The sequence below is a fragment of the Nonlabens sp. genome, assembly GCF_965657255.1.
Taxonomy (GTDB): domain Bacteria; phylum Bacteroidota; class Bacteroidia; order Flavobacteriales; family Flavobacteriaceae; genus Nonlabens.
This window is the reverse complement of the sequence record NZ_CBFHNM010000001.1, coordinates 15,701-38,426: the sequence shown is the minus strand read 5'-3', so window position 1 is coordinate 38,426 and position 22,726 is coordinate 15,701. Positions and strand designations below refer to the sequence as shown.

General features: G+C 36.7%; 36 protein-coding genes. All 36 read left to right on the top strand.

Translation table 11 applies throughout. The features are described from left to right. Window positions 1–55: 55 nt before the first annotated feature. The 36 genes from rpsG to ctlX all read left to right on the top strand — a co-directional run bounded on the left by rpsG (window position 56) and on the right by ctlX (window position 22,686). Complete coding sequence (gene rpsG, locus ACTF54_RS00215; protein WP_347195440.1) at window positions 56–532, top strand: 30S ribosomal protein S7; 477 nt, start codon at window positions 56–58, stop codon at window positions 530–532. A 4-nt stretch (window positions 533–536) separates the two neighbouring features. Next, window positions 537–2,675 (top strand): elongation factor G, encoded by a 2,139-nt coding sequence (fusA, locus tag ACTF54_RS00210; RefSeq protein WP_347195441.1) that lies wholly within the window; start codon window positions 537–539, stop codon window positions 2,673–2,675. A gap of 10 nt (window positions 2,676–2,685) precedes the next feature. Next, window positions 2,686–2,991 (top strand): 30S ribosomal protein S10, encoded by a 306-nt coding sequence (gene rpsJ, locus ACTF54_RS00205; RefSeq protein WP_006795812.1) that lies wholly within the window; start codon window positions 2,686–2,688, stop codon window positions 2,989–2,991. Between the two features lie 90 nt (window positions 2,992–3,081). Then, window positions 3,082–3,699 carry a 50S ribosomal protein L3 gene (gene rplC / locus ACTF54_RS00200; protein ID WP_347195442.1) on the top strand — a complete coding sequence of 206 codons (618 nt, stop codon included), beginning with the start codon at window positions 3,082–3,084 and terminating at the stop codon, window positions 3,697–3,699. Beyond that, a complete protein-coding gene (gene rplD, locus ACTF54_RS00195) occupies window positions 3,699–4,328 on the top strand; it encodes a 50S ribosomal protein L4 (RefSeq protein ID WP_347195443.1) in 630 nt (209 codons plus the stop codon). The genes rplC and rplD overlap by 1 nt, the downstream gene beginning before the upstream one ends. A gap of 2 nt (window positions 4,329–4,330) precedes the next feature. After that, window positions 4,331–4,621, top strand: coding sequence for a 50S ribosomal protein L23 (gene rplW / locus ACTF54_RS00190; protein ID WP_347195444.1), 291 nt, complete (start codon window positions 4,331–4,333; stop codon window positions 4,619–4,621). Between the two features lie 13 nt (window positions 4,622–4,634). Beyond that, a complete protein-coding gene (rplB, locus tag ACTF54_RS00185; RefSeq protein WP_347195445.1) occupies window positions 4,635–5,459 on the top strand; it encodes a 50S ribosomal protein L2 in 825 nt (274 codons plus the stop codon). Window positions 5,460–5,462: 3 nt separating this feature from the next. Then, complete coding sequence (gene rpsS / locus ACTF54_RS00180) at window positions 5,463–5,741, top strand: 30S ribosomal protein S19 (RefSeq protein ID WP_347195446.1); 279 nt, start codon at window positions 5,463–5,465, stop codon at window positions 5,739–5,741. Between the two features lie 8 nt (window positions 5,742–5,749). Then, window positions 5,750–6,160 (top strand): 50S ribosomal protein L22, encoded by a 411-nt coding sequence (gene rplV, locus ACTF54_RS00175; protein WP_347195447.1) that lies wholly within the window; start codon window positions 5,750–5,752, stop codon window positions 6,158–6,160. 6 nt (window positions 6,161–6,166) lie between these two features. Then, window positions 6,167–6,892: a 30S ribosomal protein S3 gene (gene rpsC / locus ACTF54_RS00170; RefSeq protein ID WP_347195448.1), complete on the top strand. Its 726-nt coding sequence runs from the start codon at window positions 6,167–6,169 to the stop codon at window positions 6,890–6,892. A 12-nt stretch (window positions 6,893–6,904) separates the two neighbouring features. Then, window positions 6,905–7,324: a 50S ribosomal protein L16 gene (rplP, locus tag ACTF54_RS00165; protein WP_347195449.1), complete on the top strand. Its 420-nt coding sequence runs from the start codon at window positions 6,905–6,907 to the stop codon at window positions 7,322–7,324. A 9-nt stretch (window positions 7,325–7,333) separates the two neighbouring features. Further along, window positions 7,334–7,516 (top strand): 50S ribosomal protein L29, encoded by a 183-nt coding sequence (gene rpmC / locus ACTF54_RS00160; RefSeq protein WP_347195450.1) that lies wholly within the window; start codon window positions 7,334–7,336, stop codon window positions 7,514–7,516. 7 nt (window positions 7,517–7,523) lie between these two features. Further along, complete coding sequence (gene rpsQ / locus ACTF54_RS00155) at window positions 7,524–7,781, top strand: 30S ribosomal protein S17 (RefSeq protein ID WP_347195451.1); 258 nt, start codon at window positions 7,524–7,526, stop codon at window positions 7,779–7,781. Then, window positions 7,781–8,149, top strand: a complete 369-nt coding sequence (gene rplN, locus ACTF54_RS00150) for a 50S ribosomal protein L14 (protein ID WP_104515654.1) — start codon at window positions 7,781–7,783, stop codon at window positions 8,147–8,149. Before rpsQ ends, rplN begins: the two co-directional genes overlap by 1 nt. Window positions 8,150–8,153: 4 nt before the next feature. Continuing rightward, the gene (gene rplX, locus ACTF54_RS00145) at window positions 8,154–8,465 is read left to right on the top strand and encodes a 50S ribosomal protein L24 (protein WP_347196206.1); all 312 of its coding nucleotides are present in this window, start codon (window positions 8,154–8,156) and stop codon (window positions 8,463–8,465) included. Between the two features lie 2 nt (window positions 8,466–8,467). Then, window positions 8,468–9,019 (top strand): 50S ribosomal protein L5, encoded by a 552-nt coding sequence (gene rplE / locus ACTF54_RS00140; RefSeq protein WP_347196207.1) that lies wholly within the window; start codon window positions 8,468–8,470, stop codon window positions 9,017–9,019. Between the two features lie 6 nt (window positions 9,020–9,025). After that, a complete protein-coding gene (gene rpsN, locus ACTF54_RS00135) occupies window positions 9,026–9,295 on the top strand; it encodes a 30S ribosomal protein S14 (RefSeq protein ID WP_347196208.1) in 270 nt (89 codons plus the stop codon). Window positions 9,296–9,313: 18 nt separating this feature from the next. After that, complete coding sequence (gene rpsH / locus ACTF54_RS00130; RefSeq protein WP_347196209.1) at window positions 9,314–9,712, top strand: 30S ribosomal protein S8; 399 nt, start codon at window positions 9,314–9,316, stop codon at window positions 9,710–9,712. A gap of 9 nt (window positions 9,713–9,721) precedes the next feature. Beyond that, a complete protein-coding gene (rplF, locus tag ACTF54_RS00125; protein ID WP_347196210.1) occupies window positions 9,722–10,264 on the top strand; it encodes a 50S ribosomal protein L6 in 543 nt (180 codons plus the stop codon). A gap of 11 nt (window positions 10,265–10,275) precedes the next feature. After that, window positions 10,276–10,623, top strand: coding sequence for a 50S ribosomal protein L18 (rplR, locus tag ACTF54_RS00120; protein WP_347196211.1), 348 nt, complete (start codon window positions 10,276–10,278; stop codon window positions 10,621–10,623). A gap of 18 nt (window positions 10,624–10,641) precedes the next feature. Continuing rightward, window positions 10,642–11,166, top strand: a complete 525-nt coding sequence (gene rpsE / locus ACTF54_RS00115; protein WP_347196212.1) for a 30S ribosomal protein S5 — start codon at window positions 10,642–10,644, stop codon at window positions 11,164–11,166. A gap of 9 nt (window positions 11,167–11,175) precedes the next feature. Then, complete coding sequence (gene rpmD / locus ACTF54_RS00110) at window positions 11,176–11,355, top strand: 50S ribosomal protein L30 (protein ID WP_347196213.1); 180 nt, start codon at window positions 11,176–11,178, stop codon at window positions 11,353–11,355. Window positions 11,356–11,366: 11 nt separating this feature from the next. Beyond that, window positions 11,367–11,819, top strand: a complete 453-nt coding sequence (gene rplO, locus ACTF54_RS00105) for a 50S ribosomal protein L15 (RefSeq protein ID WP_347196214.1) — start codon at window positions 11,367–11,369, stop codon at window positions 11,817–11,819. A 9-nt stretch (window positions 11,820–11,828) separates the two neighbouring features. Continuing rightward, window positions 11,829–13,163, top strand: coding sequence for a preprotein translocase subunit SecY (gene secY, locus ACTF54_RS00100; RefSeq protein WP_347196215.1), 1,335 nt, complete (start codon window positions 11,829–11,831; stop codon window positions 13,161–13,163). After that, window positions 13,163–13,378, top strand: coding sequence for a translation initiation factor IF-1 (infA, locus tag ACTF54_RS00095; protein WP_013549436.1), 216 nt, complete (start codon window positions 13,163–13,165; stop codon window positions 13,376–13,378). The genes secY and infA overlap by 1 nt, the downstream gene beginning before the upstream one ends. A 1-nt stretch (window position 13,379) precedes the next feature. After that, window positions 13,380–13,496 (top strand): type B 50S ribosomal protein L36, encoded by a 117-nt coding sequence (gene ykgO, locus ACTF54_RS00090; protein WP_015361145.1) that lies wholly within the window; start codon window positions 13,380–13,382, stop codon window positions 13,494–13,496. Window positions 13,497–13,499: 3 nt separating this feature from the next. Next, window positions 13,500–13,874, top strand: coding sequence for a 30S ribosomal protein S13 (gene rpsM, locus ACTF54_RS00085; RefSeq protein WP_347196216.1), 375 nt, complete (start codon window positions 13,500–13,502; stop codon window positions 13,872–13,874). A gap of 13 nt (window positions 13,875–13,887) precedes the next feature. Continuing rightward, a complete protein-coding gene (gene rpsK / locus ACTF54_RS00080; RefSeq protein WP_347196217.1) occupies window positions 13,888–14,277 on the top strand; it encodes a 30S ribosomal protein S11 in 390 nt (129 codons plus the stop codon). 88 nt (window positions 14,278–14,365) lie between these two features. After that, on the top strand, window positions 14,366–14,971 hold the full coding sequence (rpsD, locus tag ACTF54_RS00075) for a 30S ribosomal protein S4 (protein WP_438968480.1): 606 nt from the start codon (window positions 14,366–14,368) through the stop codon (window positions 14,969–14,971). Window positions 14,972–14,994: 23 nt separating this feature from the next. After that, complete coding sequence (locus tag ACTF54_RS00070; RefSeq protein ID WP_347196219.1) at window positions 14,995–15,987, top strand: DNA-directed RNA polymerase subunit alpha; 993 nt, start codon at window positions 14,995–14,997, stop codon at window positions 15,985–15,987. Between the two features lie 30 nt (window positions 15,988–16,017). Then, window positions 16,018–16,491, top strand: coding sequence for a 50S ribosomal protein L17 (gene rplQ, locus ACTF54_RS00065; RefSeq protein WP_347196220.1), 474 nt, complete (start codon window positions 16,018–16,020; stop codon window positions 16,489–16,491). 84 nt (window positions 16,492–16,575) lie between these two features. After that, window positions 16,576–17,694, top strand: coding sequence for a glutamine-hydrolyzing carbamoyl-phosphate synthase small subunit (gene carA / locus ACTF54_RS00060; RefSeq protein ID WP_347196221.1), 1,119 nt, complete (start codon window positions 16,576–16,578; stop codon window positions 17,692–17,694). After that, window positions 17,691–18,977 (top strand): phosphopyruvate hydratase, encoded by a 1,287-nt coding sequence (gene eno / locus ACTF54_RS00055; RefSeq protein ID WP_347196222.1) that lies wholly within the window; start codon window positions 17,691–17,693, stop codon window positions 18,975–18,977. The genes carA and eno overlap by 4 nt, the downstream gene beginning before the upstream one ends. Window positions 18,978–19,396: 419 nt before the next feature. Then, window positions 19,397–20,683, top strand: coding sequence for a citrate synthase (locus ACTF54_RS00050; protein WP_347196223.1), 1,287 nt, complete (start codon window positions 19,397–19,399; stop codon window positions 20,681–20,683). Between the two features lie 152 nt (window positions 20,684–20,835). Beyond that, a complete protein-coding gene (locus ACTF54_RS00045; protein WP_438968479.1) occupies window positions 20,836–21,756 on the top strand; it encodes a dimethylarginine dimethylaminohydrolase family protein in 921 nt (306 codons plus the stop codon). Beyond that, a complete protein-coding gene (gene ctlX / locus ACTF54_RS00040; RefSeq protein ID WP_438968478.1) occupies window positions 21,757–22,686 on the top strand; it encodes a citrulline utilization hydrolase CtlX in 930 nt (309 codons plus the stop codon). Window positions 22,687–22,726: the final 40 nt, after the last annotated feature.

Genomic DNA, 22,726 nt, shown 5'->3' with positions numbered 1-22,726 from the left:
AAGTCTAAGCATACTTTGTTTAGGTTTTTTTAATTAACAATTTCAACAAGAAGAAATGAGAAAAAGACAGGCCAAGAAACGTCCTATCCTTCCGGATCCACGTTTTAACGACCAGCTAGTGACACGTTTCGTTAACATGATGATGTTACACGGAAAGAAGTCAACTGCTTTTAAGCTTTTCTATGATGCAATGGACATCGTAGAAGAGAAAAAACAAGATGAAGAAAAGACTGCATTAGAGGTGTGGAAAGATGCATTGTCTAATGTAATGCCGCATGTAGAAGTACGAAGCCGTCGTGTGGGTGGTGCTACTTTTCAAATTCCAATGCAAATCAGACCAGATCGTAAAATATCTACCGCTATGAAGTGGTTGATAGGTTATTCTCGTAAGAGGAATGAGAAGTCATTTTCTGTACGTCTAGCATCAGAAATTCTTGCAGCTGCAAAGGAAGAAGGTGCTGCTGTAAAGAAAAAAACAGACACACATAAAATGGCCGAGGCGAATAAGGCGTTTTCACACTTTAGATTCTAAGGAAATGGCAAGAGATTTAAAATTAACAAGAAACATAGGAATTGCTGCTCATATTGATGCTGGTAAAACAACTACAACTGAGCGTGTTCTTTTTTATACAGGGGTTTCACATAAAATAGGTGAAGTGCACGATGGTGCTTCTACTATGGACTGGATGGAGCAAGAAGCTGAAAGAGGTATCACAATTACTTCGGCAGCTACAACATGTGAATGGGTTTTTCCTAAAGAAAATGGCGAGCCTACTCCAGAAGCGCAAGAGTATCATTTTAATATTATTGATACTCCTGGTCACGTAGACTTTACTGTAGAGGTAAATAGGTCTTTACGTGTACTTGATGGTTTAGTATTTCTTTTTAGTGCAGTTGATGGTGTTGAGCCTCAGTCTGAAACTAACTGGAGATTAGCTGATAATTACAAAGTGCCACGTATTGGTTTTGTAAATAAAATGGATCGTCAGGGAGCTAATTTTTTAGAAGTTTGTTCTCAAGTGAAGACAATGCTTAAATCAAATGCGGTGCCTATTGTTTTAAATATAGGTGAAGAGGATGGTTTCAAAGGTATTGTAGACCTTGTGAAGAATAGAGCCACTGTATGGCATGAAGATAACTTTGGGTCTACATTTGATGTTGTGCCTATTCCAGAAGACATGAGAGAAGATGTTCGTAAATATCGCGCAAATCTCATTGAAGAAGTAGCTAGTTATGATGAAAATCTTCTAGAGAAATTTATGGAGGATGAAGATTCTATTACAGAAGAAGAAGTGCACAATGCATTGAGAGCTGCTGTAATGGATATGGCTATTATCCCAATGGTTTGTGGTTCTGCATTTAAAAATAAAGGCGTTCAGTTTTTGTTAGATGCTGTATGTCGTTATTTGCCATCTCCATTAGATAGAGAGAGTGTAATAGGTACAAATCCTGATACTGATAAAGAGGAAAGGCGTAAGCCAAGTGTAAAAGAGCCTTTTTCAGCTCTTGCATTTAAGATTGCAACCGATCCTTTTGTAGGTCGTTTAGCTTTCTTCCGTGCTTATTCTGGCCGTTTAGATGCTGGTTCTTATATATTAAACAACCGTTCAGGTAAAAAAGAACGCATCTCTCGTATTTATCAAATGCATTCTAATAAACAAAATGCAATTGATTTTATAGAAGCAGGTGATATTGGTGCGGCTGTAGGCTTTAAAGATATTAAAACTGGAGATACCATGTCGGATCAAGATCATCCTATTGTTCTTGAGTCTATGGATTTTCCTGATCCTGTAATTGGTATAGCTGTTGAGCCTAAAACTAAGGCTGACGTTGATAAGATGGGTATGGCTTTGGCTAAGTTAGCGGAAGAAGATCCAACGTTCCAAGTTAGAACTGATGAGGCTTCTGGCCAGACCATCATTTCAGGTATGGGTGAGCTTCACTTAGATATTATTGTTGACCGTATGCGTCGTGAGTTCAAGGTGGAACTTAATCAAGGTGCACCTCAGGTGGAATATAAAGAGGCTATAACTCGTGCGGCTGATCATAGAGAAACCTATAAGAAACAATCTGGTGGTCGTGGTAAATTCGGTGATATCGTTTTTACTATTGAACCTGCAGAGGAAAATGAAGATGGTAAAGTAGAAGAAGGACTTCAGTTTATCAATAAAATTAAAGGTGGTAATGTTCCTAAAGAATTTATACCTGCTATTGAAAAAGGTTTTCGTGAGGCAATGAAAGCAGGACCCTTAGCTGGTTTTGAAATGGATAGTATGAAAGTAACCCTTACAGATGGTTCTTTCCACCCTGTGGATTCTGATGCCTTATCATTCGAACTTGCTGCAAAGATGGGTTATAAAGCAGCTGCTAAGTCTGCAGGAGCCGTTATTTTAGAACCTATGATGAAGCTTGAGGTAATTACTCCAGAGGAAAATATGGGTGATATAGTAGGGGATTTGAACCGTCGTCGTGGTCAAATGAATGACATGGGTGACCGTAATGGTGCTAAAGTTGTAAAGGCAGATGTCCCTCTTTCAGAAATGTTTGGTTATGTAACTACATTACGTACATTGTCTTCAGGAAGGGCAACTTCTACAATGGAATTTTCTCATTATGCGGAAACTCCAAGTAACATTAGCGAAGAAGTAATAGCTGCAACAAAAGGTAACAACTAATTTTCAAACGATGAGTCAAAAAATCAGAATTAAACTTAAATCTTACGATTATATGCTGGTAGATAAATCTGCTGAAAAAATCGTAAAAACTGTAAAGAGTACGGGAGCTGTTGTAACTGGTCCTATTCCTTTACCTACGCATAAAAAAATATTCACTGTATTAAGATCTCCGCACGTGAATAAAAAATCTCGTGAGCAATTTCAATTAAGTTCATACAAGAGACTATTGGATATTTATAGTTCCTCTTCTAAAACAATTGATGCTCTTATGAAGCTCGAGCTTCCTAGTGGAGTTGAAGTAGAGATTAAGGTGTAGAGTTACGTTTCAATTTAAATTTGTAAGGTTCCGCTTTCGCAAAAGCGGAATTTTACTAAAGTATTATAAACAATAATTAATTTTATAAATATGTCTGGGTTAATAGGAAGAAAAATCGGAATGACTAGCATTTATGACGAAAATGGTAAAAATATACCATGTACGATTATAGAAGCAGGTCCTTGCGTTGTTACCCAAGTCAGAACTGAGGAAGTAGATGGTTATGCTGCTTTGCAATTAGGTTTCGATGACAAATCAGACAAGAATGCTTCTAAAGCTGCTCAAGGGCACTTCAAGAAAGCAGGAACTGCTGTCAAAAGAAAGATTGCCGAATTCAAAAGTTTTGATGAGGAGTACAAATTAGGTGATTCGATCACTGTGGATATGTTCACTGAAGGTGAGTTCATTGATGTATCAGGTACATCTAAAGGTAAAGGTTTTCAAGGTGTTGTTAAACGTCACGGTTTTGGTGGTGTTGGACAAGCTACTCATGGTCAACACAACCGCTTAAGAGCTCCTGGTTCTATAGGTGCTGCATCTTACCCTGCACGTGTATTCAAGGGAATGCGTATGGCAGGTCAAATGGGTAACGAAAAAGTTAAAGTTCAAAATTTAAGAGTTTTAAAGGTAGTTTCTGAAAAGAATCTATTAGTTGTTAAGGGTTGTATCCCAGGCCACAAAAATTCTTATGTAATCGTACAGAAATAATGAAGGTAGCAGTAATAGATTTAAAAGGAAAGGAAACTGGACGTCAGGTAGAATTATCTGATGATATTTTCGGTATCGAGCCTAGTGAGCATGCTATATATTTAGATGTTAAGCAATACTTAGCTAATCAACGTCAAGGTACTCACAAAGCTAAGCAACGCGCTGAGATTACAGGTAGTACGCGTAAGATAAAGAAACAAAAAGGTACAGGTACTGCACGTGCTGGATCTATCAAGTCTGGTGTTTTTAGAGGCGGTGGACGTATTTTTGGACCTGTGCCTCGTAGTTATTCGTTTAAATTGAATAAAGGTCAGAAAAGGTTAGCGAGAAAAAGTGCGCTCAGCAAAAAAGTTTCAGAAGGTACATTATCTGTTGTAGAGAATTTCAATTTTGACTCTCCAAAAACAAAGGATTTTATACAAGTTTTGAATAGTTTAGGACTTAATAATAAAAAATCCCTTTTTGTGTTGGGTGAATCAAATAATAATGTATATTTGTCTTCGCGAAATTTAAAGGGTACTGAAGTTATAACTAACTTGGAATTAAGTACTTATAAGATATTAAACGCAACAAACGTAGTTCTTTTAGAGGGTTCTCTAGAAGGAATACAAGAAACTTTAAGCAAATAGTCATGAGTATTTTAATAAAACCTATTATAACTGAGAAGGCAACTAGAGATAGTGAATTATTAAATCGTTTTGGTTTTGAAGTTTCTCCAAGGGCTAATAAAGTTCAGATTAAAAAAGAGGTTGAGGCGACTTATGGTGTAACTGTTTTGAAAGTTAGAACTATGAATACTCGCATTAATCGAAATACAAAATATACTAAATCAGGGATTCAAGTTGGTAAAATAAGTGCTCGTAAGAAGGCGTTTGTACAGCTTAAAGATGGTGAGACCATTGATCTTTATAGTAATCTATAATTAAAAGACAATAATGTCAGTAAGAAAATTAAAACCTGTAACTCCTGGACAGCGATTTAGAGTTGTAAATGGCTACGACGCCATTACAACTGATAAGCCGGAGAAGAGTTTACTCGCTCCGAAAAAACGTTCAGGTGGTCGTAATGCTAGTGGTCGTATGACTATGCGTTACAAAGGTGGTGGTCATAAAAGACGCTATCGTATTATTGATTTCAAAAGAAATCGTCATGGAGTTCCTGCTACTGTTGCTTCTATTGAGTATGATCCTAATCGTACTGCGTTTATAGCGTTAGTGAATTATCAGGATGGAGAAAAGAGTTATGTTATTGCCCAAAATGGTTTAAAGGTTGGCCAGAATATAGTTTCTGGTGATGCTGCTACTCCTGATGTTGGTAACGCAATGAAGCTTTCGAAGATTCCGTTGGGTTCTATCATTAGTTGTATTGAGTTAAGACCTGGACAGGGAGCTGTTATCGCTCGTAGTGCCGGTTCGTTTGCTCAGCTAATGGCAAGGGATGGTAAATATGCTACTGTCAAGATGCCTTCTGGTGAAACAAGGTTGATATTGCAGGAATGTCTCGCCACTATCGGTGCTGTTTCAAATAGTGATCATCAACTTGTTGTTAGTGGTAAGGCGGGTAGATCTAGATGGTTAGGTAGAAGGCCTAGAACTCGTCCGGTTGTTATGAATCCTGTTGATCATCCAATGGGTGGTGGTGAAGGAAAATCTTCCGGTGGGCATCCAAGATCTCGTAATGGTATTCCTGCTAAGGGTTATCGTACGCGTGATAAGAATAAAGCTAGTACTCAATATATAATAGAACGTAGAAAGAAATAAATTATGGCTCGTTCACTTAAAAAAGGACCTTACGTATTTCATAAACTTGAATCTAAGGTGGCTCAAAATGTTGAGTCTGGAAAGAAAACTGTTATCAAAACTTGGTCGCGTTCTTCAATGATTACTCCTGACTTTGTAGGTCAAACGATTGCTGTTCATAACGGTCGTCAGTTTGTTCCTGTTTATGTTACGGAGAATATGGTAGGGCACAAGCTAGGTGAATTTTCACCAACTAGATCTTACAGAGGTCATGGTGGTGCAAAGAACAAAGGTAAAAAATAAGCTAAGCTATGGGAGTTCGTAAAAGACAAACGGCTGAAAGGCTGAAAGAAGAAAGAAGTAAAGTGGCTTTTGCTAAATTAAATAATTGCCCTACATCACCTCGTAAAATGAGGTTGGTTGTTGACAATATTAGAGGTAAGAAGGTTGAAGATGCGTTAAATATCTTGAAGTTTTCATCGAAAGAGGCTGCTAGAAGACTTGATAAATTAGTTCTTAGTGCTATTTCTAATTGGCAGGCTAAGAATGAGGATGCTGATGTCGCCGACGCAGGATTATTTATTAAGGAGATAAGAGTTGATGGCGGCTCAATGTTAAAAAGGTTGCGTCCTGCGCCACAAGGTAGAGCGCATAGAATAAGAAAAAGATCAAACCATGTAACTCTTGTTTTGGGTCAAACTAATAAAACAGAGGCTAACTAATTTATTATGGGACAAAAAACAAATCCAATAGGAAATCGATTAGGTATCATCAGAGGATGGGAGTCTAATTGGTATGGTGGAAATGACTATGGAGATAAGTTAGCTGAGGATGATAAAATACGTAAGTATATTCATGCTCGTTTATCTAAGGCTAGTGTTTCACGCATAATAATAGAGCGTACTTTAAAGCTAGTGACTGTTACTATTACTACTGCAAGGCCAGGTATAATTATCGGTAAAGGTGGTTCGGAAGTTGATCGTTTGAAGGAAGAGCTTAAGAAAATATCAGGTAAGGATGTTCAAATTAACATTCATGAAATTAAGAGGCCTGAATTAGATGCTCACTTAGTTGGTTCTAGTATTGCTCGTCAAATTGAGAATCGCATTTCTTATAGACGTGCGATCAAGATGGCTATTGCTGCCGCCATGAGGATGAATGCTGAAGGTATTAAAGTTCAGATTAGTGGTAGGTTAAACGGAGCTGAGATGGCTCGTTCTGAGTCCTATAAGGATGGTCGTATTCCACTTTCCACATTTAGAGCGGATATTGATTATGCTCTAGTCGAATCTCATACTACCTATGGAAGAATAGGTGTGAAGGTTTGGATCATGAAGGGTGAAGTTTATGGAAAGCGTGAGTTATCGCCATTAGTAGGTCTTGCTAAAAAACAACAAGGAAATAAAGGTGGTGGAGCCAGCAATCGTGGTGGTAATCGTCGTCGTAGAAAATAATAATAGCTAGAAATGTTACAACCTAGAAAAACAAAATTTAGAAAACAGCAGAAGGGCCGTATGAAAGGTGATTCTGGTCGTGGTAATCAACTAGCCTACGGTACCTTTGGGATTAAATCTTTGGATTCTAATTTCATCAACTCTAGACAAATTGAGGCTGCACGTATTGCCGCTACTCGTTTTATGAAGAGAGAGGGGTCTTTATGGATTAAAATTTTTCCGGATAAGCCTATTACTAAGAAACCACTAGAGGTTCGTATGGGTAAAGGAAAGGGTAATGTTGAATATTGGGCAGCCGTTGTGAAGCCTGGTAGGATAATGTTTGAAATTTCTGGTGTTCCTCAGGCTGTTGCTCAAGAGGCTCTTAGGCTTGCCGCTCAGAAATTACCTGTTAAAACTAAATTTGTAGTCGCCCGCGATTATCAAGAATAGATTTGAGTTATGAAACAATCAGAAGTTAAAGGATATTCCCAAGAGGAATTAGTAGATAAACTTGCAGAATCGAAGGCAATGTATGGTGAACTGAAAAGGTCTCACAGTATGTCTCCACTTGATAATCCGTCACAGATAACTAAGTTGCGTAAAACTATTGCGAGGATTAAAACTGCTATAAATAATAAATAGTACGATAATGGAGACTAGAAATTTAAGAAAAGAACGTGTAGGTGTCGTTAGAAGTAACAAAATGGACAAAAGTATTGTTGTTACTGAGGTTAAAAGACAAAAACATCCTATGTATGGTAAGTTCGTTTTGAAGACAAAAAAATATGTTGCTCATGATGAAAAGAATGAATGTAATGAGGGCGATACTGTCCGCATTATGGAAACTCGTCCTTTGAGCAAGTCCAAGAACTGGAGATTAGTGGAAATAATAGAAAGAGCTAAGTAATGGTACAACAAGAATCTAGATTAAGAGTAGCCGATAATACCGGTGCAAAGGAAGTGCTTTGTATTCGTGTGTTGGGTGGTACTAAGAGAAGGTATGCCTCCGTAGGTGATAAGATAGTTGTTTCTGTAAAAGAATCGACACCTAATGGTAACATTAAGAAGGGTGCCGTGTCTACAGCTGTGGTTGTTAGGACTAAGAAAGAGGTAAGAAGACCTGATGGTTCGTACATACGCTTTGATGACAATGCTTGTGTCTTACTTAATCCTACATCAGACATGAGAGGCACTCGTGTTTTTGGACCGGTGGCGCGCGAATTACGCGACCGTCAGTTTATGAAAATTGTTTCATTAGCTCCCGAAGTATTATAATATTATGGCAAAGTTGAAAATTAAAACAGGAGATATCGTAAGAGTTCTTGCTGGTGAGCATAAAGGTTCGGAAGGTAAAGTTTCCAAAGTTTTTATAGAAAAAAATAAGGCTATCGTTGAGGGTGTAAATTTGGTTTCTAAGCATGAGAAGCCTAGTGCTACAAACCCACAGGGTGGTATAAAAGAAAAAGAGGCTCCACTGCACATTTCTAACCTTTCTTTAATAGATGGGAATGGTAAAAGTACCAGAATTGGATATCAGTCTAAGGATGGTAAAAATGTGCGTTTTGCTAAAACAACTAAAGAAGTTATATAAACATGTCGTATTTACCAAGACTAAAAGGAGAATATAAGGAACGTATATCTGCGGCTCTTCAATCTGAGTTTGCATATAAAAACGTTATGGAAATTCCTAAGCTGCAAAAGATAGTACTAAGCCGTGGTGTTGGTGGTGCCGTTGCGGATAAAAAATTAATCGATTACGCGCTTGATGAGTTCACAACTATAACTGGTCAAAAGGCGGTGGCGACTTTATCTAAAAAAGATGTTGCGTCTTTTAAGTTACGTAAGGGTATGCCTATTGGTGTTAAAGTAACACTTAGAGGAGATCGTATGTATGAATTTTTGGATAGATTCGTCACTGTTGCTTTACCAAGGGTTAGAGATTTTCAAGGCATTAAGGCTAATGGTTTTGATGGTAGAGGTAATTATAATTTAGGTATTACTGAACAAATTATTTTCCCTGAAATTAATATTGATAAGGTTAATAAGATCTCTGGTATGGATATAACGTTTGTTACCAGTGCTAATACGGATAAGGAAGCAAAGTCTTTGCTTTCCGAGTTAGGATTACCTTTTAAAAAGAACTAATAAGAGATGGCAAAAGAATCAATGAAAGCGCGTGAGCGCAAACGTCAAGCCCTAGTAGACAAGTATGCTGCTAAGCGCAAATCACTAAAGGAGGCAGGAGAGTACGAGGAGTTACAAAAGCTACCTAAGAATGCTTCCCCTGTACGTTTGCATAACCGCTGCAAGTTAACAGGTCGTCCAAAGGGTTACATGAGACAATTTGGTATTTCGAGGGTAATGTTTAGACAAATGGCAAATCAAGGTTTAATTCCAGGTGTTAAAAAGGCTAGTTGGTAATAGCTTAAAGATATAATTATGAATACAGATCCAATCGCAGATTATCTAACTAGAATTAGAAACGCTGTTAGAGCAAATCATAGAGTTGTTGATATTCCAGCATCTAGAGTTAAGAAAGAGATAACTAAGATCTTATTTGATCAGGGTTATATTCTTAGCTATAAGTTTGAAGATAATTCAGCACAACAGAATATTAAGATCGCCTTAAAGTACGATCGTGATACCAAGGAATCAGTTATTAAGGATTTACAGCGTCTATCGAAGCCAGGTTTGCGTAAGTATGCTGGTGCTGGTGAGTTGCCAAGGGTTTTAAACGGCCTTGGTATAGCTATCATATCTACATCTCGTGGTGTGATGACTGATAAGCAGGCTCGTTCGGAGAATGTTGGTGGGGAAGTTCTTTGTTACGTTTATTAATAAAAAGTTATGTCAAGAATAGGAAAGAATCCAGTTGCAATACCTTCAGGTGTTTCAGTGAAAGTGGAGAATAATGAAATAATTGTGGAGGGAAAGTTAGGTAAATTGTCTCAATCTTTTTCCGATGTTTCAGTAGATGTGGACGGTGATACTGTCATTGTTAGTAGACCTTCTGACGCTAAGGATCATAGAGCAAAACACGGTCTTTACAGGTCGCTTATTAGTAATATGGTATTAGGTGTTAGTAAAGGTTGGACCAAGAGTTTGGAATTGGTCGGTGTTGGTTATAGGGCATCAAATCAGGGTCAAAAGTTGGATCTAGCATTAGGCTTCTCTCACAATATTGTTCTAAATATAGCACCTGAGGTAAAGGTAGAAACGATATCTGACAAAGGTAAAAATCCAATTGTTAAATTAACTTCACATGACAAACAGCTTGTAGGTCAGGTTGCGGCAAAAATTAGAGCGTTCAGATCACCGGAACCTTATAAGGGTAAAGGTGTGAGATTCGTAGGAGAAATAATAAGAAGAAAAGCTGGTAAATCAGCATAATTTATAACATTATGGCAATTTCAAAGTCAGCACGTAGATTAAAAATACGAAAGCGTATTCGTAAAACGGTTAATGGAACATCATCGCGTCCTAGGTTATCTGTTTTCCGAAGCAATAAGGAAATTTATGCTCAGATTGTGAATGATGTTGATGGTGTTACCATCGCTTCATGTTCGTCTAGGGAGTTAAAGGTTAATGGTCCAAAAATTGAAGCTGCAAAACAGGTTGGTAAAGTAGTTGCGGAAAAAGCGGTTGCCCTTGGAGTGGACGCTGTATCATTCGACAGAGGTGGTTATTTGTATCATGGCCGTATACTATCACTTGCAGAAGGTGCTCGCGAGGGAGGTTTAAAATTTTAATTAGAAACATTCAATATAATGTATCAAAAATATAAAAATGTAGAAACAGTGAAGCCAGGTGGTCTAGATCTTAAGGATCGTCTTGTTGGTGTTCAACGTGTAACTAAGGTTACGAAAGGTGGTAGGGCTTTTGGTTTTTCAGCGATTGTTGTAGTAGGGGATGAGAATGGCGTTGTAGGTCATGGTTTAGGAAAATCTAAGGAGGTATCTGAAGCGATTTCCAAATCAGTAGAGGATGCTAAGAAAAATCTTATTCGTATTCCTTTAAGAAACGGTACTATTCCTCATGAGCAAAAGGGTAAATTTGGTGGTGCAAGAGTGCTTCTAATGCCTGCTTCTGCTGGTACTGGGGTTATTGCTGGTGGTGCGATTAGAGCGGTGCTTGAGGCTGTTGGTGTTCATGATGTTTTAAGTAAAAATCAAGGTTCTTCCAACCCTCATAATGTTGTTAAGGCTACATTTGATGCTTTGTTGCAATTGCGTAATGCTGAAACAGTTGCAAAACAGAGAGGGATTTCATTAGATAAGGTTTTTAACGGTTAATTGTATATTATGGCTAAGTTAAAGGTAAAAAAAGTGCGTAGTGCTATCAATAGAACTGCTAGGCAAAAAAGGACTCTTGAATCCCTAGGTTTAAGAAAAATGAATCAGGTTGTAGAGCATGAGGATAATTCTGTTATTCAGGGTATGATTTCTAAAGTTCAACATCTAGTCTCCGTCGAGAAGGCTTAAATATATTTATAATGAGTTTACATAATTTAAAACCAGCTGAGGGTTCAGTTAAAAGTTCTGCTAAGATTATTGGTCGTGGTCAGGGTTCTGGTAAAGGTGGTACTGCTACTCGTGGTCACAAAGGTGCTAAGTCGAGATCTGGTTATTCTAAGAAAGTTGGTTTCGAAGGCGGTCAAATGCCACTTCAGAGACGTGTCCCTAAGTTTGGTTTCACCAATATTAATAGAAAGGAATATGCTGGTGTTAATCTTGATGTAATTCAGGCTTATCATGATGCAGGTCGTTTATCGGATGAAATCACAATTGAGGATCTTGTTGCTGAGAGGCTTGTTGGCAGGAAGGATTTAGTTAAAATTTTGGGTAGAGGTGAAATTAGTGCCTCTATTAATATTTCTGCAAACAAGTTCACAGCATCCGCTAAATCGGCTATCGAAAAAGTGGGTGGTAAGACACAAACAGTTTAATATTTTCCAATGAAGTTATTTGATAATTTAAAAAACGTCTGGAATATAGAGGAATTGAGAGATCGTATAATAATGACTTTCAGTTTGCTTCTTGTTTACAGATTTGGTGCTCAAATTACTCTTCCTGGTATTGATTCCACTCAGTTGGTGGGGTTAGCTTCGAATTTTAAAGATGGTATCGGAGGTATTCTCAATGCGTTTACGGGAGGTGCGTTTGCTAAAGCTTCTGTTTTTGCGTTGGGTATCATGCCATATATTTCTGCCAGTATTGTTGTACAGTTAATGGGTATTGCTATCCCTTATCTTCAAAAGTTGCAAAAGGAAGGAGAGTCTGGACGTAAAAAGATTAATCAAATTACTAGATGGTTAACTATTGGTATTTGTTTAATCCAAGCCCCTAGTTACATGTTGTCACTTACTTCACTAGGAGTACCTGAATCTGCTTTTATGATGCAGGATCAACAAACTTTGTTTCTCGTTCTTAGTACTATAATTTTGGTAACTGGTTGTGTTTTTGCAATGTGGCTTGGTGAAAAGATAACAGATAAAGGTATTGGTAATGGTATATCCTTATTAATTATGGTCGGTATTATAGCTACACTACCTCAGGCGTTCATTCAAGAGATTGGTTCGAGAGTTGACGGTGTTGGTGGATGGTTTCTTATCATCGTTGAGATAGTGCTCTGGTTACTGATTATAGCTGCATGTATCATGTTGGTTATGGGTGTTAGAAAGATTCCTGTGCAATATGCAAGACGATCTGCCACTGGTGGATATGAAAAGAATGTATTCGGCTCTCGTCAATACATACCATTGAAATTAAACGCTTCAGGTGTGATGCCTATCATATTTGCTCAGGCAATTATGTTTGTTCCTTCTGCTATATCTCAAATTGATGCTTCGTGGGCTAAATCAATTGGTAATGCTTATTCAGATATTTTTGGGTTTTGGTATAATCTTACTTTTGCTTTATTAATCATTATCTTTACATATTTTTATACGGCGATTACAGTGCCTACTAATAAAATGGCTGATGATTTGAAAAGAAATGGTGGTTTTATACCGGGAATTAGACCTGGGACAGAAACTTCTGAATATTTGGATCGCATTATGTCACAAATCACTCTTCCCGGTTCTTTATTCTTAGCGGCTGTAGCGATTTTTCCTGCTGTTATTTCGTTGATTGGGGTTACACAATCGTGGGCTCTTTTCTATGGTGGTACTTCGTTACTAATAATGGTTGGCGTTGCTATCGATACGATGCAACAAATTAATTCCTATTTGTTAAACCGTCACTATGATGGTTTAATAAAAACTGGCAAGAATAGAAAAGCGGTAGCATAATGGCAAAACAATCGGCAATAGAACAAGACGGATCAATCATAGAAGCTCTTTCCAACGCCATGTTTAGGGTAGAGTTAGAGAATGGACATGTTGTAACAGCGCATATATCTGGTAAAATGCGTATGCACTATATTAAATTATTACCAGGAGATAAAGTAAAATTAGAAATGAGTCCTTACGATTTATCAAAAGCAAGGATAACTTATAGATACTAATATGAAAGTAAGAGCGTCAATTAAAAAAAGAAGTGCTGACTGTAAGATAGTCCGCCGTAAGGGTAGACTTTATGTCATTAACAAAAAGAATCCTAAATTTAAACAAAGACAAGGTTAAGCTATGGCTAGAATTGCAGGGGTAGATATACCTAAAAATAAACGTGGAGAGGTTGCTTTAACCTATATATATGGTGTGGGAAGAAATCGTGCCAAGGAAGTTCTTTTATCAAGTGGTGTTAGCATTAACAAAAAGGTTAGCGACTGGGATGATGATGAGATTGGTAAGATCCGTGCTGCTATTGGAGAGTTTACCATAGAGGGTGAGCTTCGTTCGGAAGTCCAACTTAACATTAAACGTCTTATGGACATTGGTTGTTATCGAGGTATCCGTCATAGATCTGGCCTTCCATTAAGAGGTCAACGTACTAAAAATAATTCTCGTACACGAAAAGGAAAACGTAAGACTGTTGCTAACAAGAAGAAAGCAACTAAATAATTAAGTAACTGATATGGCAAAGTCTAAAACAGTAGCTAAAAAGCGCAAGGTAATTGTTGATAGTGTTGGTGAAGCACATATTTCATCATCTTTCAATAACATTTTGATATCGCTTACAAATAAGAAGGGTGAAGTGATTTCATGGTCATCTGCAGGGAAAATGGGTTTCCGTGGCTCAAAGAAAAATACTCCTTACGCTGCTCAGTTAGCAGCAGAGGATTGTTCTAAGGTTGCTCACGAGGCTGGTTTACGTAAGGTTAAGGCTTATGTGAAAGGTCCCGGTAATGGACGTGAAAGTGCGATACGATCAATCCATAATGCTGGTATTGAGGTAACTGAAATAGTAGATGTTACACCTTTACCGCACAATGGTTGTCGTCCACCAAAGAGAAGAAGAGTTTAAAAATATTTAATTTTAATATCGAAAGATTACCAGATCATCGGAGGATACAGACCTGAATTCATGATACATCTTTCAAAATACATAACAAATGGCAAGATATAGAGGTCCTAAGGCAAAAATAGCTCGTAGATTTAGAGAACCAATTTTTGGCCCTAGTAAAGCTTTGGAGAAGAAAAATTATCCTCCAGGTATGCACGGTAACGCAAGGCGCCGTGGAAAAGAATCTGAGTATGCAGTTCAATTAAAAGAAAAGCAAAAAGCTAAATATACTTATGGTGTATTGGAAAAGCAGTTCAGGTTAATGTTTGAGAAGTCGGTTCGAAGTACAGGCATTACTGGTGAGGTATTGTTACAATTATGTGAATCACGCCTTGATAATGTTGTTTACAGAATGGGATTGTCAAGAACTCGTAGAGGCTCCAGGCAATTAGTTTCTCACAGACACATCACTGTTAATGGACAGCTTGTAAACATTCCTTCGTACCAATTGAAACCAGGTGATGAAGTAGCGGTTCGTGAAAAATCAAAATCCTTAACTGCCATTGATGACGCATTGTCTAGTAATGATCGTGTTTACGATTTCATTACTTTTAATAAGTCCTCATTAAAGGGTACTTTTGTAAGTGTTCCAGAACGCCTACAGATTCCTGAAAATATAAAAGAGCAGTTGATAGTTGAATTGTACTCTAAATAATAACCAACACATTAAGTAATCTTATGGCAATATTAAATTTCCAAAAGCCGGATAAAGTGATCATGATTGATTCAACTGATTTCGAAGGTAAATTCGAATTCAGACCGTTGGAACCAGGTTATGGACTGACCGTTGGTAATGCACTTAGAAGAGTACTTTTATCATCGTTAGAAGGGTTTGCTATTACTTCGATTCGTATTGAAGGTGTAGATCACGAATTCTCAACAATTGAAGGTGTTGTAGAAGATGTTACAGAAATTATTCTTAATTTCAAACAAGTACGCTTTAGAAGACAAATTGACGAGGTAGATAGTGAAGTAGTGAATGTTTCATTTTCAGGTAAAGACCAGTTTACTGCTGGTGATTTGCAAAAGCATATTTCAGGCTTTCAAGTATTGAATCCAGATATGGTAATTTGTAATACAGATTCTTCAGTTAGTTTAAATCTTGAGTTAACGATTGAGAAAGGTCGAGGATATGTTCCTGCAGAAGAAAATAAGAATAGTAATGCTGCAATTGGAACGATTGCTATAGATTCTATTTTTACACCTATCAAGAATGTTAAGTATAGTATAGAGAACTATCGAGTTGAGCAGAAAACTGATTTTGAAAAATTGGTTTTTGAAATTGTTACAGATGGTAGTATTCATCCAAAACATGCGCTTACTGAGGCAGCAAAAACTCTGATTCACCACTTTATGTTATTCTCTGATGAGAGAATAACTTTAGAGGCTGATGAAATAGCACAAACTGAAACTTATGATGAGGAAAGTTTGCACATGCGTCAACTTCTTAAGACTAAATTAGTAGATATGGAGCTTTCAGTTAGAGCTTTAAATTGTTTAAAAGCGGCGGAAGTAGAAACACTTGGTGATCTGGTTTCTTATAATAAAAATGATCTGATGAAATTCAGAAATTTTGGTAAGAAGTCATTAACAGAATTAGAAGAGTTAGTAAATGTTAAAGGTTTAAACTTTGGTATGGATCTAGCTAAATATAAATTAGACCGTGACTAGGTTCAACCTAGTTCAAGAATACTATATATAATGAAGCACGGAAAGAAAGTAAATCATTTAAGCAGAAAAACAGCGCATAGAAATGCTATGTTATCTAATATGAGTTGTTCTCTAATTGAGCATAAACGTATTAATACAACTGTCGCTAAAGCTAAAGCTCTTAAACAATTTGTTGAGCCTCTAATTACTAAATCTAAAGAAGATACAACTCATAATAGAAGACTCGTATTTTCTAAACTTAGAAGTAAGGAAGCTGTTACAGAGCTTTTTAGAGAAGTGGCATCTAAAGTAGGTGATCGTCCAGGTGGTTATACTAGAATTATCAAATTAGGGAACAGACTTGGTGATAATGCAGATATGGCAATGATAGAGTTAGTGGACTATAATGATGTTTACAAGTTAGATGCTGGTACAAAAAAATCATCAACACGTCGTAGTAGAAGAGGTAAATCAAGTAAAGCAGCTCCTGCTACTACTGAAAACGCCACAAATGAAGAAGAATAATTTTCTTTATAAATTTTAATAAAAGGATCAATGATTTTTTCATTGATCCTTTTTTTTTAAATTATTTTTGAATTTTAATAGATTATGGGTTACTTAGAAAAAAAAGACGCTATTGTTTTGCTGGAAGATGGAACTATCTTTCACGGTAAGGCAGTTGGTAAAGGCGGAACTGCTACAGGAGAGATTTGTTTTAATACTGGTACTACTGGTTATCAAGAAATTTTCACAGATCCCTCTTATTTTGGTCAAATTATGGTTACCACAAATGCACACATTGGTAATTATGGTGTGTCAAGTAAAGACGATGAATCTGATTCGATTAAAATCGCTGGCCTAGTTTGTAAAAACTTTTCAGAAGTTTTTTCACGTGAACTTGCAGATGGGGATCTTCACTCTATGTTGCTTGAAAGCGAGCTGATTATCTTGTCAGATGTAGATACACGTGCTCTCGTTTCTTATATACGTGATAATGGAAGTATGAATGCTGTCATTTCTACTGAATTTCATGATTTAAAATCTTTAAAAAAACTTCTCAGTGACATTCCTTCTATGAAAGGTTTGGAACTTGCCTCCAAAGTTTCATGTAAAGAACCTTATTATTTTGGTGACGCAGATGCTGCAATTAGGATTTCTGCATTAGATTTAGGTATCAAGAAAAATATATTACGAAATTTGGCTTCCAGAGGAGTTTATGTCAAGGTGTATCCTTATGATTCAACATTTGAGGATATGAAAAAATTCAAACCAGATGGATATTTTTTATCTAATGGACCTGGTGATCCAGAACCTTTGACAAATGCAATTCAAACGGCCAAAGATATTATCTCTGGTGGAGAGCCTTTATTTGGTATTTGTTTAGGTCATCAAGTAATCGCTTTAGCTAATGATATTTCTACTTATAAAATGCATAATGGTCATAGAGGTATTAATCATCCTATTATGAATGTGGAAACTGGGAAAGGCGAAATAACTTCACAGAACCATGGTTTTGCTATTGATAGAAATGATACAGAGGCTAATCCCGATATTCTTATAACCCATTATCATTTAAATGATAACACAGTAGCTGGTATTAAACATATTTCAAAACCTTTTTTTTCAGTCCAATACCATCCAGAAGCTGGTCCAGGTCCTAATGACGCCACCTACTTGTTTGATGAATTTATCAATTTAATTAAAATTTCAAAAGAAACTAACATATGAGTACAATAATAGAAGTACACGCAAGACAAATATTTGATTCAAGAGGAAATCCTACGGTGGAAGTAGATGTGTTTACATCTAATGGAGTAATGGGTAGAGCTGCCGTGCCATCAGGAGCATCAACTGGAGAGCATGAAGCTGTGGAGTTAAGAGATGGTGGTAAGTCTTTTATGGGCAAAGGAGTTTCAAAAGCCGTAGATAATGTGAATACACTTATTGCACAAGAGCTTCTAGGAACCTCTGTTTTTGAACAAGCTTATATCGATCAATTAATGATCGACCTAGATGGTACCGCCAACAAAGCAAAACTTGGCGCTAATGCAATTTTAGGCGTATCGCTTGCATGTGCAAAAGCAGCTGCGATAGAACTAAATCAACCATTATATAAATATATAGGTGGGATAAGTGCTTGTACACTTCCAGTTCCAATGATGAATATTATTAATGGAGGATCGCACAGTGACGCACCTATTGCATTTCAAGAGTTCATGGTGATGCCTGTAGAAGCTGAAAGTTTTTCTCATGCTTTACAAATGGGGACAGAAATATTCCATCATTTGAAGAAAGTTCTTCATGACCGTGGTCTTAGTACGGCAGTAGGCGATGAAGGTGGATTTGCTCCTGCCTTAGAAGGTACTGAAGATGCTCTAGATACAATTTTATTATCCATTAAGAACGCAGGTTATACTCCAGGAAAAGATGTAATGATCGCTTTAGATTGTGCAGCAGCAGAGTTTTTTGTAAATGGTAAATACGACTATACAAAGTTTGAAGGTAACAAAGGTGTTATACGTACTTCAGAAGAACAGGCCACCTATCTTTCTGACCTTGCAGATAAATACCCTATTATTTCAATAGAAGATGGTATGGATGAAAACGACTGGGATGGATGGAAATTCCTCACAGAAAAAGCAGGACATAAAGTACAACTTGTAGGAGATGATCTTTTTGTTACTAATGTGGAAAGATTATCTAGAGGTATAGAAAACGATATTGCAAATTCTATTTTGATTAAAGTAAATCAAATTGGTACATTAACAGAGACTATAGCTGCTGTCACTATGGCTCATAAAGCAGGATACACATCCGTTATGTCTCACCGTAGTGGGGAAACTGAAGATAATACTATTGCAGATCTTGCCGTAGCACTTTCTACAGGTCAGATCAAAACAGGTTCTGCGTCTCGTTCCGATCGAATGGCAAAATATAATCAATTACTGCGTATTGAAGAAGAATTAGCAGGTTCTGCATACTATCCTGGAAGAAAGGCTTTTCAACTGTAAAGTACTTTTATATCTTACCGCTTTCGCGAAAGCGAGAACAACAAAAGCCACCTTGTTAAGAGGTGGTTTTTTTACTTGTAAAGCATACTATAATTAGTGATTTTCATTTAATCGAGCTGAATAAGTTGATTTGTAAATAGTGATTAGTTTGAAGGTAATGAATCAGAACAATGATGCAAATGGTATCAAATAGCATCAAGTATCACTTTAAAAAAGCACTTTATTGTTACTTTACGACACGGTAAAATAACATTAAAATTAATTTACCATGTTAATTTTATGACTGTTTATAATTAAATCAACTCTAACGATGTATTAAAAACTAAATTTTTCCTAAAGTGATCAAGATCATATCTCAAATTTTATGAAAATCACTAACTGTGGCGTATTTTCGTATTAATTAAATCCAAAAATTAAAAATGGCAGACAAGGCAACATTAGAGTTTGATGGCAAGAAATACGATTTTCCTGTAATCACGGGCTCAGAAAATGAAAAGGCAATTGATATTAAAACGTTGAGAGGTGCAACAGGTGGGCTTACCACTATCGATCCTGGTTATAAAAATACAGGTAGTTGTACTAGTGCAATAACGTTTTTAAATGGTGAAGAGGGAATTCTAAGATATAGAGGTTATTCTATTGAAGAATTAGCAGATAAAGCAGATTTTCTTGAAGTTGCTTATTTATTAATATTTGGAGAGCTACCTACTGCTGCGCAATTAGAGAAGTTTCATAACGATATAAAAGCACAGTCCCACGTAGATGAAGATGTAAAGAAAATTTTAGACGGTTTTCCAAAGTCTGCTCATCCTATGGGCGTTCTTTCTTCATTAACAAGTGCATTGATGGCTTTTAATCCATCTTCTGTAAATGTAGATAGTGAAGAAGATATGTACAATGCTATTGTAAAGATTATGGGTAAATTCCCAGTTCTTGTTGCATGGGCATTAAGAAAACGCACAGGACAACCGCTTGATTATGGAGATGACAACCTAGGCTATGTAGATAACATCTTAAAAATGATGTTTAAAAAGGCTAATAGTGAGTATAAAATTGATCCTGTTGTTTCTAATGCATTAGATAAATTATTAATTCTTCATGCAGACCATGAGCAAAACTGTTCTACAAGTACAGTGCGTATCGTTGGTTCTTCACATGCAGGTTTATTTGCAAGTTTAAGTGCAGGTATTAATGCTCTTTGGGGACCACTTCATGGTGGTGCTAATCAGGCAGTACTTGAAATGCTAGAAGCTATCAAAGAAGATGGCGGAGATACTAAAAAGTATATGGCCAAAGCAAAGGATAAAGAAGATCCTTTCCGTTTGATGGGCTTCGGTCACAGAGTTTATAAAAACTTTGATCCACGTGCAAAGATTATTAAAGTTGCTGCAGATGATGTCCTTGGAGCTTTAGGTGTTGAAGATCCTATCTTAGACATAGCTAAAGGATTAGAGCAAGAAGCTTTAAATGATCCTTACTTTGTAGATCGTAAACTATATCCTAACGTAGATTTTTACTCTGGTATTATTTATAGAGCTATGGGAATTCCTGTAGAGATGTTTACGGTAATGTTTGCATTAGGACGTCTTCCAGGATGGATCGCACAATGGAAAGAAATGCGCGAGAATAAAGAACCAATAGGTAGACCACGTCAGGTATATACTGGTGAGAACCATAGAGCTTTTAAAGAAGTGTCTGAAAGATAGTTTCTTTATATCTCAAATAATTTTAAAACTCCCTAAAGCTTCTATTTTAGGGAGTTTTTTGGTTTCAATGCCGATTTGGCGTTTGAAAAAGAGTTCATAAAACGATTGCGTAAAGTATAACATATCATAGTCTTAATTCCTAAATTCGCAGTATGAATAAACTTAATCTTAACGTAAGTGATGAGACCTCGCGATTACGTGCGGTCATCTTAGGAACAGCAGCCAGTAATGGTCCGGTTCCAGCTGTAGAAGATGCTTATGATCCTAAATCTCGCAAATACATCTTGGCAGGAGAATATCCTACTAATGAAGATATGGTAAAGGAAATGGAGGCAGTTAATGTTGTATTTAAAAAGTATGATGTAAAAGTGTACCGTCCTAAACATATAGAAGATTGCAACCAGATTTTTACCAGAGACATAGGTTTTGTCATTGATAATACTTTTGTAAAGGCAAATATCCTTCCAGATAGAGAAGAGGAGATAGAGGCGATTCAATACGTGATTGATCAAATAAATCCTGATCAAGTGATACGTCCACCAGAAGAAGTTCATATTGAAGGTGGTGACGTCATGTTGCACGGCGATTATATTTTTGTAGGAACTTATAGAGGTGAAGACTATGCAGATTATATCATTGCGCGCACTAACCTAGAAGCCATAGACTGGTTAAAAGATACCTTTCCTAATAAAAAAGTCGTTTCTTTTAATTTGAGAAAAGACAACCTCGATCCTTATAACAATGCGCTACACCTGGATTGCTGTTTCCAGCCAGTGGGGAAAGATAAATGCATCATTCATAAAAACGGATTTTTACAAGAGGAAGAATACCAGTATCTGGTGGACTTTTTTGGAAAGGAAAACTGTTTTCAAATAACACAAGAAGAGATGTATGCTATGAATTCAAACATCTTTTCTATTGCACCAGATGTGGTAATTTCAGAAAAGAATTTTACCAGATTGAACAATTGGCTGCGCAGTCATCATATTACCGTAGAAGAAGTTCCTTATGCCGAAATTTCTAAGCAAGAAGGCCTTCTTAGATGTTCTACACTTCCCTTAATTAGAGATTAAATGAAACAAATTACCGATACCGTTTTTATGGTACGTCCTACTCAGTTCCGTTTGAACGAGCAAACTGCTGTAAATAATTATTACCAAGATGAAGGCGTTAAGATCTTAGATCAAAATCAAAAAGCGCAAGATGAGTTTGACGCTTTCGCGAAAGCGTTACAAGAAAAAGGAATCAACGTCATTATCATATCTGATGATGTTAAAAATGATACGCCAGACTCTATTTTCCCAAACAACTGGATTTCTACACATGAAAATGGTGATGTTGCCTTATTCCCAATGTTTGCCGAAAACAGGCGTTTAGAAAGAAGACCAGAAGTACTGGATAGAATCGAAGAAGAAGGTTTTAAAATTGAAAATATTGTTGATTATACCAGTGCTGAAGATGAAGGTTTTTTCTTAGAAGGAACAGGAAGTTTGTTACTAGATCGTACTCATCAAAAAGCCTATTGCAGTATCTCACCACGCGCAGACGAGGAGTTGATGATAGAATTTTGTGAAGATTTTGAATTTACTCCTGTAATTTTTACCGCATATCAAACAGTAGAGGAGAAGCGCTTACCCATTTATCATACTAATGTGATGATGGCGCTAGGTGAAAATTATGCTGTAATCTGTCTAGATTGTATTGATGATAAAAAAGAACGTAAAAATGTTTTGAAACATCTTAAAGAAGATGGTAAAGAAGTAATCACCATCACAGAAGATCAAGTCAACTCATTTGCAGGAAATATGATGCAAGTTCATAATTCAAATGGAGATCGTTTACTAGTCATGAGCGATCAAGCATACAATTCTTTAACTGATGCACAAATAAGTAAATTAGAAAAGTATAATGAAATCTTGCATCCATCCATTTCTACCATAGAAACTTTAGGTGGTGGCTCTGTAAGATGTATGATGGCCGAGGTGTTTTTGCCTAAGAGTTAAAACTTTTAGCCATTTATTTATTTCAAAAGAGGCAGAATTA